Consider the following 15,459-nt stretch of genomic DNA (forward strand, 5'->3'; position numbering starts at 1 on the left):
CCGGCTAGGGCAGCGGGGTCAGGGGCTTCAGCCCGTCCGCGCCCGCGCCCCGGTTCAGCAGCGTGCCCTGGGTGCGCTCGAAGGCCAGCCGCAGCCGGGCCCTCTGGGCATCCGTCAGGCCGTGGTCGTCGCGCAGCGCGGCCGGCACGTCCAGCAGGCGGTAGTCCCGCGCGTCGTCGTCGGCGTAGTCGGCGGTGCCGCCGTCCCGGACGTTCTCGGCGTCCGGCGGGATCGTCAGCAGCGTCGGCTCGTAGCGCGGCTGGACGTCCCAGTGCCCCTTGCCCCGCTCGGTGAACGTGAACCAGGCGATCACACCCTCCTCGGTCAGCCCCGTCGGCACCTCGTGCCGGGCGATCTGGTTGCCGAGCCCGTAGCTGATCCAGGTCCCCTCGACCTTCTCCATCGGCTCCACGACATGCGCGTGATGGCCGATGACCAGGTTGATGCCGGTGTGCCGGGCGATCTGCCGGGCGAAGGAGAGCTGCCCGCCGGACGGCTCCGGATGGTGCTCACGGCCCCAGTGCAGGGAGAGGATCACCACCTCGGCGCCTGCCTTGCGGGCCCGCTGCTCGGCGGCCTTGATCCGGCCCAGGTCCTGCTGGTTGGCCAGCCACAGCTCGCCCTTCGGCAGCTTGTGCGGCTCGTTGAAGCCGTAGGCGAAGGAGAGCTGCGCGACCTTGACGCCCTTGACGTCCATGACCAGCGGGGTGATTGCCTCCTTCGCGGTCCGGGCGGAGCCGGTGTGCCTCAGTCCGGCGGCGTCCAGCGCGTCCAGGGTGCGCTTCACTCCGGCGTAGCCGTGGTCGAGCGTGTGGTTGGAGGCGGTGGAGCAGGTGTCGTAACCGATGTCTTTGATCGTCTTCGCCTGCTGCGGCGGCACCTGGAAATCCGGGAAGCCCTCGAACGGGCCCTTCGCCGGGCCCATCACCGGCTCGAAGTGGCAGATCGCCAGGTCCGCCTTGCTGATCACCGGCTTGATACCGGCCATCATCGGCCCGAAGTCCAGCCCGTCCACGCCCTTGCCGGTGCGCCCCGCGTCCTTGCGCGCCTGGTCGACCAGTTCGGGATGCATCAGGATGTCCCCGGCGGCCGCGACGGTGAAGGAGCGCCCGCCGCCCTGGGCTCCGGCGTCGTCCGAGAGGAGACCACAGCCGGAGACAGCGGCGAGCAGGGAGAGCGGGGTCAGCAGGGACAGCAGGGTCCGGCTACGGCGAATGTTCACCGGGATATCTTGGTACAACCATGAGACCCCATCGCTCACGCACCCTGACGATCGCAGCAATTCTGCTGGTCATCGCCGGTCTCGCCACAGGTCTCACCGTCCTGCTCCGCGGCCCGGGCGGCGCCGCGCACGACTCCGGCCGGCCCGCCCCGCAGGGTGCGGCGCAGATCGACCTGGCGCGCGAGGTGGCCGACTACACGAGCCGGTTCGCCCCCGGCCGGGGCTACCGGCGGCCCGGCCCTGCCGACCGCGAAGGCATCGCAGCGGCGGTCGGCCTGTTGCTCGACGGACACCGCGAACAAGCGGTACAGCGTCTTTCGGAACGGGACTTCACCGTGCGCACGGTCCTCGACCGGCCCTCCGGGCACCGCTACACGGAGGTGGCCGACCGCACCGATTCGGCCGTGGCTCCGCGCGGCTGGGGCCGGATCTATCTCGATCTGGACCACCGCCCGAGCTGGTCGGTCCAGGTTCCGCATCCCGGCTTCGACCTGGGTACCGAGCAGCTGGGCGTGCGGGTGCTGCGCGGCTCCCCCGGTGGGATCCTGGTGATCGCCGGCGCGCATCGCAAAGCCGGAGTCGGCAACTCCGCGGATGTGGCGCACCGCACGGACACCGTCTTCCACGCCATCTGCGCCGAGCTTGCCCGGCGCGGGATGCCCGGGATCCAGCTGCACGGTTTCGCCGCCTCCGCCGCGCCCGACTACGACGTGATCGCCTCCACCGGGGCCGGGACGGCGGCCCGGCCGGAGGGCAGCGAACTTGCCGACGCCCTGCGCGGCCACGGCTTCGAGGTGTGCCGGGCCTGGGTGCGGTCCTGCCCGCTGGAGGGCAGGACGAACGTGCAGGGCCAGACGGCCGACGCCGACCGTGTGCCGTTCCTGCACGTCGAGTTCTCCCCCACGATCCGGGACGGCGGACAGCCCGCCGATCGGGCGGCCGCCGCGATCGCCGAGATCACGCGCCGGTGGGCGGAGAAGCCCGTGACACAGTGAGTCGGCTACGAACTCGGCGAACGTGACGGAACAGAACGGAACAGGGCTGTTGCCGGACATGACAGACACCTCGGGTGCGGCCGACGAGGCCCTTCCCCTGCTCCTCGTCGACGGTGCGAACGTCGTCGGGTCGGTGCCCGACGGCTGGTGGCGCGACCGCCGCGGTGCCGCCGAGCGCCTGCGCGACCGGCTGGCGCCCCTCGCGCGGTCCGGAGTGGCCGGTCTGCCCGGTCCGGTGGAGCTGGTCCTGGTGGTGGAGGGCGCGGCCCGGGGCGTGGCCCCGGTCCCCGGGGTGCGCGTCGAGGAAGCGCCCGGCAGCGGCGACGACCACATCGTGGCTCTCGCGGCGGCCGCCGGAGACCGACCGTGTCTGGTGGTCACGGCCGACCGTGAGCTGCGCCGCAGGGTCCAGGAGCACGGCGCACAGGTCACCGGCCCCCGCTCGGTACTGGCCTGAGCCCGCCGCCACTCCCCCGGCAGCCGGCGCAGGGCCGGGACGCGGTTGAGGGCGTACGGCTTCCCTCGCGAGTCCCCGACGACCAGGGCCGGGGTGGCGGTCCAGCTCCTGCCGGAAGACCGGCCGGGCGCCCGCGACGGCGTACTTCTCGCTGACCTCGGGGCCGTCCCGACCGCCGCTGGAGTCGGTGAGCAGGCCCGCGGCGAGGCAGCGGACGGCGGGGGTGCGGCCGCGAGCCGCTTGGCGTGGGCGCGTTCGGGGCGTGGGGCGAAAGAGCCCTGGGCGAGGTCCCGGCCGACGCGCGGACGGCGGCCGCACGGCGCTCGGCGCGCAGGACATGCGGCGTGGCCGTGGCCAACAGGGCGAGCGCGGGGTGAGTCGCAGGTAGTAGTGGACATGGAGTTCGGAGCCCGCCGCAGGAGGCGAGCAAGGCTACGCCCGGCATCGGCAACGGCAGCGGCACCGCGGTGATGGGCGAGGAGGGCTGGCGGGCGTGTCCGGTACGCCGTCCGGGTGACCGCGGAGGGATCGGTTACGGGGTGTTTCCCGCGGCCTGCTGAGCCTCCTTGTCCCGCAGGGCCAGGCGGCTGTGTGTGCGGCCGTACAGGAAGTAGACGAAGAAACCGATCACCATCCAGATGGCGAACCGCAGCCAGGTCTCGGCGGGCAGGTTGAGCATCAGCCACAGCGAGGCGCACACCGACAGGACCGGGATGACGGGGACCCACGGGGTGCGGAAGGCACGCGGCAGGTCGGGGCGGGTCCGGCGCAGGATGATCACGCTGATCGCCACGACGACGAACGCGAAGAGCGTGCCGATGTTCACCAGTTCGGCCAGCTCGCTCAGGCTGGTGAACCCGGCGACGATCGCGATGATCACGCCGAGCAGGATGGTCGGCCGGTGCGGGGTCCTGAAGCGCGGGTGGACACGGGAGAAGAAGCGCGGCAGCAGTCCGTCGCGGCTCATCGCGAAGAACACCCGGGTCTGGCCGAGGAGAAGGATCATGCAGACCGTGGTCAGACCGACGGCGGCGCCGAAGCTGATGACGCCCGCGTACCAGGGATGCCCGATGGCCTTGAAGGCGTCGGCGAGCGGCGCCTCCACGGACAGCTTGGAGTACTTCTCCATGCCGGTGACGACGATGGACACGGCGACGTACAGGACGGTGCAGATGAGCAGGGAGCCGAGGATGCCGCGCGGCATGTCCCGCTGCGGGTTGCGGGTCTCCTCGGCGGCCGTGGCCACGATGTCGAAGCCGATGAAGGCGAAGAACACCACCGAGGCGGCGGTGAAGATGCCCATCACGCCGAAGTTCGCGGGTGCCCAGCCGAACATCAGCTGGATGAGCGGAGCCTTGAGGTTGCCGCCCGCGGGCACCGGCTGGGCGGGCGGGATGAACGGCTTGTAGTTGTCGCCGTGGATGAAGAAGGCACCGGCGACGATCACGATGAGGACCACGACCACCTTGATGGCGACGACGAGCGAGGTGATCCGGGCGGACAGCTTCATGCCGAGGACGAGGATGCCGGTGAGCACCAGCACCAGGGCGGCGGCGAGGATGTCGAAGCCGAAGCCGGACGCGTTGTCCCGGCCGGCCAGATAGTCCGGCAGATGCCAGCCGGCGTTGTCCAGCAGCGAGCGGATGTAGCCGGACCAGCCGACCGCCACCACCGCCGTGCCCAGCGCGAACTCCAGGACCAGGTCCCAGCCGATGATCCAGGCGGGCAGCTCGCCCAGGGAGGCGTAGCTGAACGTGTACGCGGAGCCCGCCACGGGGACCGTGGAGGCGAACTCGGCGTAGCAGAGGGCGGCGAGCCCGCAGACCACGCCGGCCGCCACGAAGGCCAGGGACACCGCCGGACCGGCGTTGTTCTTGGCGACCTGTCCGGTGAGGACGAAGATGCCGGTGCCGATGATGACACCGACGCCGAAGACGGTCAGGTCGAGTGCGGAGAGGGACTTCTTGAGCGAATGCTCGGGTTCCTCGGTGTCCTGGATGGACTGCTCGACATTCTTCGTCCTGAACAGCGCGCTGCTCACGTGCCTACCTCCCACGCTCGTGGGTTTCCCGGCATGCCACGGCATGATCGGGAGGGTCGGGAAGCGTATGCCCCGGCACAGGCAGGTTCACGCAAACGGGCCGGTTCCGCCACCGCAAGGAGTGGCGGAACCGGCCCGTGAGGCCGCGTTCCGGTCAGTCGCGCGCGGGCTCCACCGCGTCCACCTCGGCGGCCGTACCGTCGTACCGGCCGTCCAGCTTGGCCACCAGGCCGGTGACCTGGCGGGCGATGTCCGGCGCGGTCAGGCCGATCTCGGCGAGCACCTCGCCGCGGGAGGCGTGGTCCAGGAAGCGCGGCGGGATGCCGAAGTCGCGCAGCGGTACGTCCACGCCCGCGTCGCGCAGGGCCTGGGCGATCGCGGAGCCGACACCGCCGACGCGGCTGTTGTCCTCGACGGTGACGACGACCCGGTGCCGCTCGGCCAGCGGGGCCATGGCCTCGTCGACGGGCTTGACCCAGCGCGGGTCGACGACGGTGGTGGAGATGCCCTGCTTGTCGAGGAGCGCGGCGATCTCCAGGCACATCGGGGCGAGGGCGCCGACCGAGACCAGCAGCACGTCCGGCGTGCCGGTGCCCGGCTCGCGCAGCACGTCCATGCCGCCGACGCGGCCCACGGCGGGTACGGCGGGGCCGACGGCGCCCTTGGAGAAGCGGACCACGGTCGGCGCGTCGTCGACCGCGACGGCCTCGCGCAGCTGCTTGCGCACCTGCTCCGCATCGCGCGGAGCGGCCAGCCTGAGGCCCGGCACGACCTGGAGGATCGACATGTCCCACATGCCGTTGTGGGAGGCGCCGTCGGTGCCGGTGACGCCGGCCCGGTCGAGCACGAAGGTGACCCCGCACTTGTGCAGGGCCACGTCCATGAGGACCTGGTCGAAGGCGCGGTTGAGGAAGGTGGCGTACACGGCGAAGACGGGGTGCAGCCCGCCGTGCGCGAGGCCGGCCGCGGAGACGGCGGCGTGCTGCTCGGCGATGCCGACGTCGTAGATCCGGTCCGGGAAGGTGTCGGCGAACTTCTTCAGGCCGACCGGCTGGAGCATGGCCGCCGTGATCGCCACGATGTCGTCGCGTTCCCTGCCCAGCTCGACCATCTCGTCGCCGAAGACGGAGGTCCAGTCGGCGCCCGAGGCCTTGACCGGCAGACCGGTGTCGGGGTGGATGGGCCCGATGCCGTGGAACCGGTCGGCCTCGTCCTGGAGGGCGGGCTGGTAGCCGCGGCCCTTCTCGGTGAGGCAGTGCACGATGACGGGCCCGCCGAACCGCTTGGCGCGGGCGAGGGCCGACTCCAGCGCCTCGATGTCGTGGCCGTCGATCGGGCCGACGTACTTCAGGCCCAGGTCCTCGAACATGCCCTGCGGGGCGATGAAGTCCTTCAGGCCCTTCTTGGCGCCGTGCAGGGTCTCGTACAGGGGCCGGCCGAGGACCGGGGTGCGCTCCAGGATGTCCTTGCCACGGGCCAGGAACCGCTCGTACCCGTCGGTCGTGCGGAGCGTGGCCAGGTGGTTGGCGAGACCGCCGATCGTGGGGGCGTACGACCGCTCGTTGTCATTGACGACGATGACCAGCGGGCGGTCCTTGGCGTCGGCGATGTTGTTGAGGGCCTCCCAGGCCATGCCACCCGTGAGGGCGCCGTCTCCGATGACGGCGACGACATGGCTGTCCCGCTTCTTCAGCTGGTTGGCCTTGGCGATGCCGTCGGCCCAGCCGAGCACGGTCGACGCGTGGCTGTTCTCGATGACGTCGTGCTCGGACTCGGCCTGCGCGGGGTAGCCGGACAGGCCGCCCTTCTGCTTCAGCCGGGAGAAGTCCTGCCGGCCGGTGAGCAGCTTGTGCACATAGGACTGGTGGCCGGTGTCCCAGAGCACCTTGTCCTTCGGCGAGTCGAAGACCCGGTGCAGGGCGATGGTCAGCTCCACCACACCGAGGTTGGGGCCGAGGTGGCCGCCGGTCTTGGAGACGGCCTCGACGAGGAAGCTCCGGATCTCCCCCGCCAGCTGGTCCAGCTCCTCCTGGCTGAGCCGGTCCAGATCGCGCGGTCCCGTGATGCGGGTCAGCAGCGGCACCCGTGCCTCCTTGCAGTAGAGCTGATCGAGCTTTCGCCGGGCTCGCCCGAGTCTAATGTTCCGGCTTTACAAGACATGACAGCGCCCGGCACCTTTACGGCGCCGGGCACGTCGAGTGAGCGAAGACAGGCGGCGCCTTTACGCGCGGCCGGCCGTCTTCTGCGTCTTGCGGGTGATGGAGTCGATCACGACCGTGGTCAGCAGGACCGCGGCGGTGATCATGTACTTCACCGGCTCCGCGATGGACTCCAGCTGCAGCCCGTACTGGATCGAGACGATCACCAGCACACCGAGCAGCGCGTTCCAGGTGCGGCCGCGGCCGCCGAAGAGCGACGTACCACCGATGACGGCGGCCGCGATCGCGTTCATGAGCAGGTCACCGGTACCGGCGCTCTGGTTGGCCGACGCGATCTTCGACGCCAGGAAGAGGCCGCCGATCGCCGCGAACCCACCGGAGATGGCGAACACGGAGATCCGCACCGCGGTGACGTTGATGCCCGCACGGCGGGACGCCTCCACGCTGCCGCCGAGCGCGAAGATCTTGCGGCCGTAGGAGGTACGGCGCAGCACGAAGTCCGTGGCGATCAGGAAGGCGAGGAAGATCACCGTGGCCAGCGGCAGGCCCTTGTACTGGTTGTACATGTAGGCCGCGGCGAAGGAGATCACGGCCAGCAGCACGGTCCGCAGGAGCGTGTCGGTGAGCGGCCGGGCCGGGATCCCCGCGGCCTCCCGGCGCCGGTTGGCGAGGAAGGAGGTGAGGAAGAACACGGCGACCACGACGACGGCGAGCCCGTAGGCGGCGGCCACGTCCGAGAAGTAGTACGTGGTCAGCCTGCCGACCAGGCCGTTCGGGTCGAGGTTGATCGTGCCGTCCGCGCCCAGCACCTTCAGCATGAAGCCCAGCCAGAACAGCAGGCCGGCCAGGGTCACGGCGAAGGCGGGAGCGCCGAGCACCGCGAAGAAGAAGCCGTGCAGCGCGCCGATGGCGATGCCGGCGGCGATGGCGATGAGCACCGCCGTCCACTCGGGCCAGCCCTGGTTGACGGCGAGGACACCGGCGAGGGCGCTGGCCGCGCCGCTGACCGAGCCGACGGACAGGTCGATCTCACCGAGCAGCAGCACGAAGACGATGCCGACCGAGATCATGCCCGTGCCGACCATCGTGATCGTGATGTCGTTGATGTTCTGCGCGGACAGGAAGTTGGAGTTCAGGACCTGGAAGATGATGCAGATGACCGCGAGGCCCACGACGACCGGGAGGGAACCCAGCTCGCCGGCCTTCATCTTCCGCTTGAACTCGTGCCAGTAGCCGACCAGGCCCTCCTGCTGCACCAGCAGGCGGGGGTCGACCGCGGTGACCGCGGCGGCCGCGGCCTCGGGGTTCTCGACGACGGGGTCGTCCTGCGAGGGCGTCTCGTCGACGTTCGCGGAGGTCTTGTCGACGCTCACTTGGAAACCTCCCCGTTCGAGCGCGCCGCACGGCGGGTCACGGCGTTGTCGGTGGCGCCGGTGATGGCGGAGATGATCTCCTCCTGCGAGGTCGTCTTGACCTCGAAGACGCCGTTGTTGCGGCCGAGGCGCAGCACGGCGACCTTGTCGGCCACCGCCTTCACGTCCGCCATGTTGTGGCTGATGAGGATGACGGCGTGGCCGCGCTCGCGCAGGCGCTCCACCAGGTCGAGGACCTGGGCGGTCTGCTCGACGCCGAGGGCGGCGGTGGGCTCGTCGAGGATGACCAGCTTGGGGTCGCCGAGCATGGAGCGGGCGATGGCCACGGTCTGGCGCTGACCGCCGGAGAGCGAGGCGATCGGGATGCGGACGCTGGGGATGCGGATCGACAGCGTGGTCAGCAGCTCGCGCGAGCGGCGCTCCATCTCGACCTCGTCCAGGACGCCCCACTTCCTCAGCTCACGGCCGAGGAACAGGTTGCCGACGACGTCGATGTTGTCGCACAGCGCGAGGTCCTGGTACACCGTCGCGATGCCCAGGGCCTGGGCGTCGTGCGGCCTGCTGATGGAGACGGGCTTGCCGTCCCACTCAATGGCACCCTCGTCGATCGGGTGCACGCCGGCGATCGTCTTGACCAGCGTGGACTTTCCGGCGCCGTTGTCGCCCACCAGGGCGACCACTTCACCGGCGTGGACCTCAAGCTCTACGTCGGTGAGCGCCTGAACGGCACCGAATCGCTTGGAGACCCCGCGCAACGCCAGCACGGGCGTAGCGGACACGTGAACCATCTCCTTCGCCGCCTGACCCGGCGGGAGGTTGTGCAGAAAGATTGGGGGGAGTTCCGTCCGGCGCCCCGCGCCGAGCTTGCGGGGCTGTGTGTTGCGCGGGACGCCGGAGGAGCCTGGGGAGCGGGCAGTCGGCTTCCCTACGGGCATTCAAGGACGAACACCCGGGTACGGGAAGGGACTTGACGCCGCTTACTTGAGGCCGAGCTTGTCGCAGGCCGCCTTGTAGTCGGCGGTGCAGATGTCGGCGACGGTGTAGACGCCGTCCTTGATGACGGTGTCCTTGATGTTGTCCTTGGTCAGCGCGGTGACCGGGACGAGGACCGAGGGGACGTCCTTCTGGGAGTTGCTGGAGACCTTGTCCTTGGAGACGGAGTCCAGCGCCTTGCCCTGGGCGAGGTAGACGGCCATCGTGGCGGCGGCGTCGGCCTCGGGGGCGTACGGCTTGTAGACGCTCATGTACTGCGTGCCGGCGACGATGCGCTGCACGCCGGCCAGCTCGGCGTCCTGGCCGGTGACCGGGACCTTGACGCCCGCGGCGCTGAGGGCGGTGATGATACCGCCGGCCATGCCGTCGTTGGCGGAGTAGACACCCGCGATCTTGTCCTTGCCGACCGCGGAGATCGCCGCCTCCATCTCGGAGTTGGCGTTGTCCGGCGACCACTCCTTGGTGTCGTACTCCTTGGCGATCGTGACCTTGCCGTTGAGGACCTTGTGGGCGCCCGCCTTGAACTGGGCGGCGTTCGGGTCGGTGACCGAGCCGTTGATCATGACGATCTGGGAGGACTTGTTGGCCTTGCTGCCCAGCGCCGTCAGCAGGGCCTGGCCCTGGGTCTCGCCGACCTTCTCGTTGTCGAAGGAGGTGTAGGCGCTGATCGGGCCCTCGGCCAGGCGGTCGTAGGCGACGACCTTGATGCCGGCGTCCACGGCCTTCTGCACGGAGTTCTGGATGGCCTTGGCGTCCACCGCGTCCAGGATCAGGACGTCCACCTTGTTGGTGATCATGGTGTCGACCTGCTGCGCCTGCAGGTTCACGTCCTGGCGGGCGTTGTTGTACTGGATGGTGGCCTTGCCGTTCGTCAGTTCCTTGATCTTCTTCTCGATCAGCGGCCTGTCGAACTTCTCGTAACGCGCGGTCTTGTTCTCCGGAAGCAGGAGACCGACCTTGATGTTGTCGCCCTTCTTCGGCGACGAGGAGGAAGAGCTGCCGCCCTTCGACTCCTTGGCACTGCCACAGGCGGCCAGCGAGACCGCCATCGCACCGGCGGCTACGGCAACGGCGGCACGACGCATACGTGCGTTCACTTCACAAACCTCCCTGACGAGGCCGCGTCGTTGCGGCCGAGGTGGCTGGAAGTCAACTCGGCCACACGTGCGACGTCAAGAAGTAAATCCTTAACGAGATGGCAACGGTGCCATCCGTTCTCTAAGTGAAGGCAGGGGTCGCCATCGACAGTGATCCGTCCAAAAGAGTCGAATCGCCCATCTCGCTGAGGGCGAGGGCGAGCGCTCCGAGCACTTCCGCACGGCCCCCAAGTGCCCCCGGGAGAACGGACAGTTGGCGCGCCGCGCTGGGAATGGCGTAGCGGCCGACGGACTCCCTGATCGGCCCGAGCACCAGCTCACCGGCCTCGGCGAGATCACCGCCGAGGACCACCCGGCTCGGGTTCAGCAGATTGCACAGGTTGGCCACCCCGCTGCCGATGTGGCGGCCGACGTCGGCGATCACCCGACGACAGCCCGGGTCACCGTCCCTGGCCAGCCGTACGACGCCTTCCATCGTCAGGTCGGGGCCGTGGCTGGGCTGGAGCAGCGGGAGCACATAGCGCGCGGCCGCGAACGTCTCCAGGCAGCCGCGGTTCCCGCAACGGCAGACCGGGCCGGATTCATCGAGTGTAATATGCCCGATTTCTCCGGCCGTGCCGCCCGGACCCCGGTAGATCTTCCCGTCGATCACCAGACCGGCGCCGACACCGCTCGCGACCTTGATGTACGCGAGGTCCCGCACGCCCTTCCCGCTGCCCCAGACCAGCTCGCCGAGGGCGCCGAGGTTGGCGTCGTTGTCCACGTGCACGGGCACGCCCAGCCGCTCGCGCAGCTCCTCGGCGGGCTTGGTGCCGGTCCAGCCGGGCAGGATGGCGGTGGACCCGAGGGTGCCCGACTCCACGTCGATCGGGCCGGGCACGCCGAGGCCCACCCCGGCCACCTTGGACCGGCTCACGCCGGTGGCCGCGATCAGGCGGCTGACCAGCTGTTCGGCCCGGTCGAAGCCCTGTGCGGCGGAGGCGTCGACGTCCAGCGGCTCGGACTCCTCGGCCAGTACCTGATGGGCGAGGTTGCCGATCGCGACGCGCATGTGGGTGTGCCCGAAGTCGACGCCGATCACAATCCCGGCGTCGCCGCTCAGGCTGACGCTGCGAGCCCGCCGCCCGCCCGCCGACGTGGGCGTGACCTCGACGGTTCCGCCGTCCTTCAGCTCCCGCACGATATTGGAGACCGTGGCGGCGGACAGACCGGTCGTCCGCGCGATCTCCGCCTGCGTGAGGGACCCGGCCAGGCGAACGGCCCGTACGACCCGCTCCAGGTTGGCTCGGTGCAGCGACGACTGCGACCCTGGAGTCTCCACGACGACCTCCTGAGCGCGAGGCCGCTTCGGCGAGGCCCCGCGTATGTCCAACTAGTGAACTCTAAGCTGAGCCGTTCGGGGCTGCTTACGTCAAGAGGTTGAACCGTTTCGGGACCCTCGGGAAACACACGCGCACGCCGCCCCCGCAAGGGAAGCGGCGTGCCTCGGACGGACGCGGGGCGTCACCCCACCGGGCTCAGCGGGCTATTTCAGCGCCCCCGCGGTCAGGCCCTGGACGACCTGGCGCTGGAAGACGATGTACGCCCCGAGCACCGGCAGCATGGCCATGACCAGGCCGGCGAAGAGACCGGACCAGTCGCCCTTGTAGCCCTGGCTGACCGCGAGCTGGACCAGGCCCTGGGTGAGCACCTTCTTGTCCGGGTCGGTGTTGAGGACCGTGGGCAGCATGTACTGGTTCCACTGCCCGAGGAAGTTGAAGATGCCCACGCTGATCAGGCCCGGCTTGGCCATCGGCAGCATGATCTGGAAGAACGTACGCGTGTGCGAAGCGCCGTCCACGAAGGCCGCCTCCGCCACCGAGGAGGGCAGGGTGCGGAAGAAGGCCGTGAGGAAGAACACCGTGAAGGGCAGCGAGTACGCGATGTAGACCAGGATCAGGCCGTGGATCGTGTTCAGCATGCCCATGTTGTTCACGACATAGAACAGCGGGACCAGCGCGAGCATGATCGGGAAGCTCATGCCCCCGACGAACAGGTAGTAGATGAACCGGTTGCCCGGGAAGTCGAAGCGGGCGAGGACGTACGCCGCCATGGAGCCGAGCACCAGGGTGCCGATGAGCGAGCCGCCCACCACCAGGACGGTGTTCAGGAAGTAGTCGCCCATGTTGGCCTGGGTCCAGGCCCGCGACCAGTTGTCGAAGTGCAGCTTGTCCGGCAGGGACCAGGGCGAGCCGAAGATCGAGCTGTCCGACTTGAAGGACGTCATCACCGCCCACAGCAGCGGCATGACCACCATGATCGCCCAGATGATCAGCACGCCGTGCGAGAAGACGTTGAGGACACCGCCCTCCTTCTTCTGCCGGGCGGGCTTCGGGGCGGGTGCGTCGACCTTGGAGACGCTGGCGCCGGACTCGGCCGGCCGCGGTGCGGGGGTCTCGGTCGTCTTCATCGGTTCTCAGGGCCTCTCTTTCGGATCCTGCCGGGGTCGCGGGCCCTGGCACGCACATCTGCCGCGTTGTCGTACTCGCCGACTCCCCCACGCTCGAATGGGGCTCGCGCGGGGGTACCCCCACGCGTCGACTCCCTCCTCCGCCTTGCATCTGCACGCACCAGACCCCGCTCGGGTCGGGTTGGCAGGCGCCGTCCCCTGAGGCCGGCCTGATCCGAAAGAAAGGCCCTAGAACTCCAACCGCTCGCGGCGGCCCAGCCGCATCACGATCGCCGCGAAGGCGAGGGTGACGACGAGCAGGGCGACGCCGATGGTGGTGGCGTAGGCGGCCTGACCGTCCCGGAACGCCTTCTGGTACACGTACAGGACCATCACCGTGGTCGAGTAGTCGGGCCCGCCCGGGCCGGTCGTCATGATCTGTACGACCGCGAACGACTCGGCGCCGAGCGCGAGGATGCCCATGTAGACCCAGCCGGACTGCACGGTGTCCCACAGCAGCGGCAGGGTGATGCGGAAGAAGGTGGTGGCCCGGCCCGCGCCGTCGAGCAGCGCCGACTCGTACAGCTCCGTCGGGATCGAGGCCATGCCCGCCGAGAACAGGACCACGAAGAAGCCGGTCGTGGACCACACCAGCACCGCCATCACACACCACAGCGCGAGGCTCGGGTCGCCCAGCCACAGCGGCTGGACGCTGTCGAGGCCGATGCCGCGCAGCAGCGAGTTGATCGCGCCGCTGTCCGGGTTGTACGCGAACTGGAAGAGCAGCGCGACGATCGCGATGGACAGCACCTGCGGGAAGAAGTACACGATCTTGTAGAAGGACGAGCCCCGGACCCCGGAGATCACGGGGCCGCCCTTCCTCCGGCGCCCGCCCACATTGATCATGAAGGCGAAGAACAGCGCCAGACTGATCGTCACCAGCGGGAGCACCAGAGCGAACAGCAGACTGTGCTGCAACGACTTCCAGAAGATGTCGTCGTGGAGCATCCTCTTGTAGTTGTCGAAGCCGACCATCTTGAATTCGGGGCTCAGGCCGGTCCAGTCCGTGAACGAGTAATAGATGGACTGGATGAACGGCCACACCACGAAGAGCGCGTACAGTCCCAGGGGCAGCGCCAGAAACCCCACAATGAACCGGTACTTGCCGTGCTGCATCGCCACTCCGGTGCGTTGAAAGGGTGCTGGTTACTGGTGCTTGTAGTGCTTGATCGAGGTGTCCTTGGCCGCCTCGTCGGCGAATCCCTGGATCTTCTTGACGGCCTCGGCGGGAGTGAGCCGGCCGGCCATCATCTCCCCGAGACCGGCCACACCGATCTTCTCCTTCTGCAGCTGCACATACCAGTCCTGCAGGCGCGGATTCACCACGTTGGATCCGGCCAGCTTCAGCGCCGCCACGCCGGATTTCAGACCCGGGGTGAGGGTGATGCCGGTGGTGCCGCCGTTGTACGCGGTCAGCGACTTCACCTTGGCCGTGAAGTTCTTCGAGGACGCCTCGGAGAGCATGATGCGCAGCTGCTCCATGCCGCCCTCGGCGTTCGCGGCATGGGCGGGCACGATGAAGGGCTCACCGCCGGAGGCCCAGATGGTGCCGAAGGGCAGTTTGTCGGACGAGTCGATGCCGGAGGGCGCGGAGACGGCGAGGTCGAAGTCGCCCGGGATGACGTTGGCCGACTCGTTCTCCACCCAGGAGCCGTTCGGGATGAACAGCGCCTCGCCCTTGGCCCAGGCGGTCTGGGACTGGATGTGGTCCAGGCCCGGGGTGCCCTTGAGGACGTAGCCCTTCTGGTACAGCTCGTAGTACGCGTCGAGGCAGGCCTTGACGGCCGGGTGCTTCCAGGCGTTCGGCTCCAGGTTGTCGATGGCGTCGAGCACCTCGCGCCCGCCGACCTTGCCGATCATCGGGTACAGCGAGAAGGGGAGGTAGTACGGGTACTTGCCCGCGTACGTCCAGCCCGCCATGCCCTTCTTCTTGGCCTTCTCGCAGACCTGCAGCATCTCGTCCCAGGTCTTCGGGTATTCCGCGTCGAGCGAGTTCAGGGCCTTCTGGGAGTACCAGACGCCGTACACCGTGTAGGCGTAGTAGAGGATCCAGACCGGCTTGCCGTCGAACTGGCCCATCTCCACGATGCCGGGGCGCAGGGTGTCGCGGACCATCTTGTTCGGGTCGTCGTACGACGGCGCGTCCAGCAGCGGGGTGAGGTCGGTCAGCTGGCTCTTGCCGACGAGCACGCCCATGTCCATCTGCTCGGCGCCGGAGTTGTCGATGAGGTCCGGCGGGTTGCCCTGGTTGAAGCGGGGCTGGAGGGTGGACTGGATCTTCTGGGTGGCGGAGAACTTCACATGCGCCTTGGGGAAGTCCTTCTCATAGATCTTCACCGCGTCCTGGGCGTACTCCTTGCCGAAGCCGCCGTCGAAGAGGACGAATTCCATCTGGGCGGTCTCATTGACGCCGAGCGGGTTCTTGGCGGTCTTCTTTCCCGCCTTGTCCTTGGTCTGCCCGCCCCCGCCGCTGCTCGCGCAGGCGGAGAGCAGGCCCATGCCGGGGGCCGCGACCAGGCCGAGTACGGCGGACCGCTTGATCAGATCACGACGGCCGACGCCTTCGGCACCGTGGTGAGAGGTGGATCCCATGCTCAAGTCCTCGCCTTCTCCAGGACTCAGGCGGTGAACCGG

12 protein-coding genes are annotated in these 15,459 nt (G+C 69.1%); 2 read left to right on the forward strand and 10 right to left on the reverse strand.

Going from position 1 to position 15,459, the window contains the following annotated elements:
- Positions 1–4 precede the first annotated feature (4 nt).
- The gene (locus tag AB0L75_RS02870; protein WP_365174877.1) at positions 5–1,216 is read right to left on the reverse strand and encodes a CapA family protein; all 1,212 of its coding nucleotides are present in this window, start codon (positions 1,214–1,216) and stop codon (positions 5–7) included.
- A gap of 26 nt (positions 1,217–1,242) precedes the next feature.
- On the opposite strand from AB0L75_RS02870, the gene AB0L75_RS02875 reads away from it, so the two are divergent.
- Complete coding sequence (locus tag AB0L75_RS02875; RefSeq protein WP_365174395.1) at positions 1,243–2,217, forward strand: hypothetical protein; 975 nt, start codon at positions 1,243–1,245, stop codon at positions 2,215–2,217.
- A 58-nt stretch (positions 2,218–2,275) separates the two neighbouring features.
- Positions 2,276–2,674: an NTP pyrophosphohydrolase gene (locus tag AB0L75_RS02880; RefSeq protein WP_365174397.1), complete on the forward strand. Its 399-nt coding sequence runs from the start codon at positions 2,276–2,278 to the stop codon at positions 2,672–2,674.
- Between the two features lie 532 nt (positions 2,675–3,206).
- On the opposite strand, the gene AB0L75_RS02885 is transcribed toward AB0L75_RS02880, so the two are convergent.
- The 9 genes from AB0L75_RS02885 to ngcE all read right to left on the reverse strand — a co-directional run bounded on the left by AB0L75_RS02885 (position 3,207) and on the right by ngcE (position 15,417).
- Positions 3,207–4,715 (reverse strand): amino acid permease, encoded by a 1,509-nt coding sequence (locus tag AB0L75_RS02885; RefSeq protein WP_365174399.1) that lies wholly within the window; start codon positions 4,713–4,715, stop codon positions 3,207–3,209.
- 154 nt (positions 4,716–4,869) lie between these two features.
- On the reverse strand, positions 4,870–6,798 hold the full coding sequence (gene dxs / locus AB0L75_RS02890; protein ID WP_365174402.1) for a 1-deoxy-D-xylulose-5-phosphate synthase: 1,929 nt from the start codon (positions 6,796–6,798) through the stop codon (positions 4,870–4,872).
- A 138-nt stretch (positions 6,799–6,936) separates the two neighbouring features.
- A complete protein-coding gene (locus tag AB0L75_RS02895; RefSeq protein ID WP_365174406.1) occupies positions 6,937–8,247 on the reverse strand; it encodes a sugar ABC transporter permease in 1,311 nt (436 codons plus the stop codon).
- Complete coding sequence (locus tag AB0L75_RS02900; RefSeq protein WP_365174409.1) at positions 8,244–9,035, reverse strand: ATP-binding cassette domain-containing protein; 792 nt, start codon at positions 9,033–9,035, stop codon at positions 8,244–8,246. The genes AB0L75_RS02895 and AB0L75_RS02900 overlap by 4 nt, the downstream gene beginning before the upstream one ends.
- A 189-nt stretch (positions 9,036–9,224) precedes the next feature.
- Positions 9,225–10,325: a substrate-binding domain-containing protein gene (locus AB0L75_RS02905; protein WP_365174879.1), complete on the reverse strand. Its 1,101-nt coding sequence runs from the start codon at positions 10,323–10,325 to the stop codon at positions 9,225–9,227.
- 133 nt (positions 10,326–10,458) lie between these two features.
- On the reverse strand, positions 10,459–11,658 hold the full coding sequence (locus tag AB0L75_RS02910; protein WP_365174412.1) for an ROK family transcriptional regulator: 1,200 nt from the start codon (positions 11,656–11,658) through the stop codon (positions 10,459–10,461).
- A gap of 204 nt (positions 11,659–11,862) precedes the next feature.
- The gene (locus AB0L75_RS02915; RefSeq protein ID WP_365174414.1) at positions 11,863–12,786 is read right to left on the reverse strand and encodes a carbohydrate ABC transporter permease; all 924 of its coding nucleotides are present in this window, start codon (positions 12,784–12,786) and stop codon (positions 11,863–11,865) included.
- 228 nt (positions 12,787–13,014) lie between these two features.
- Positions 13,015–13,941, reverse strand: a complete 927-nt coding sequence (locus AB0L75_RS02920) for a sugar ABC transporter permease (protein ID WP_365174417.1) — start codon at positions 13,939–13,941, stop codon at positions 13,015–13,017.
- 30 nt (positions 13,942–13,971) lie between these two features.
- Positions 13,972–15,417, reverse strand: a complete 1,446-nt coding sequence (ngcE, locus tag AB0L75_RS02925; RefSeq protein WP_365174419.1) for an N-acetylglucosamine/diacetylchitobiose ABC transporter substrate-binding protein — start codon at positions 15,415–15,417, stop codon at positions 13,972–13,974.
- Positions 15,418–15,459: the final 42 nt, after the last annotated feature.

This window comes from Streptomyces sp. NPDC052101 (genome assembly GCF_040680235.1).
In the GTDB taxonomy this organism is placed as follows: domain Bacteria; phylum Actinomycetota; class Actinomycetes; order Streptomycetales; family Streptomycetaceae; genus Streptomyces.

Bases quoted from the DNA above. Each gene is read 5' to 3' on its own strand.
- AB0L75_RS02900 (WP_365174409.1), bottom strand. From the start codon at position 9,035: ATGGTTCACGTGTCCGCTACGCCCGTGCTGGCGTTGCGCGGGGTCTCC.
- AB0L75_RS02920 (WP_365174417.1), bottom strand. From the start codon at position 13,941: ATGCAGCACGGCAAGTACCGGTTCATTGTGGGGTTTCTGGCGCTGCCC.
- AB0L75_RS02905 (WP_365174879.1), bottom strand. From the start codon at position 10,325: ATGCGTCGTGCCGCCGTTGCCGTAGCCGCCGGTGCGATGGCGGTCTCG.
- AB0L75_RS02915 (WP_365174414.1), bottom strand. From the start codon at position 12,786: ATGAAGACGACCGAGACCCCCGCACCGCGGCCGGCCGAGTCCGGCGCC.
- ngcE (WP_365174419.1), bottom strand. From the start codon at position 15,417: ATGGGATCCACCTCTCACCACGGTGCCGAAGGCGTCGGCCGTCGTGAT.
- AB0L75_RS02875 (WP_365174395.1), top strand. From the start codon at position 1,243: ATGAGACCCCATCGCTCACGCACCCTGACGATCGCAGCAATTCTGCTG.
- AB0L75_RS02880 (WP_365174397.1), top strand. From the start codon at position 2,276: ATGACAGACACCTCGGGTGCGGCCGACGAGGCCCTTCCCCTGCTCCTC.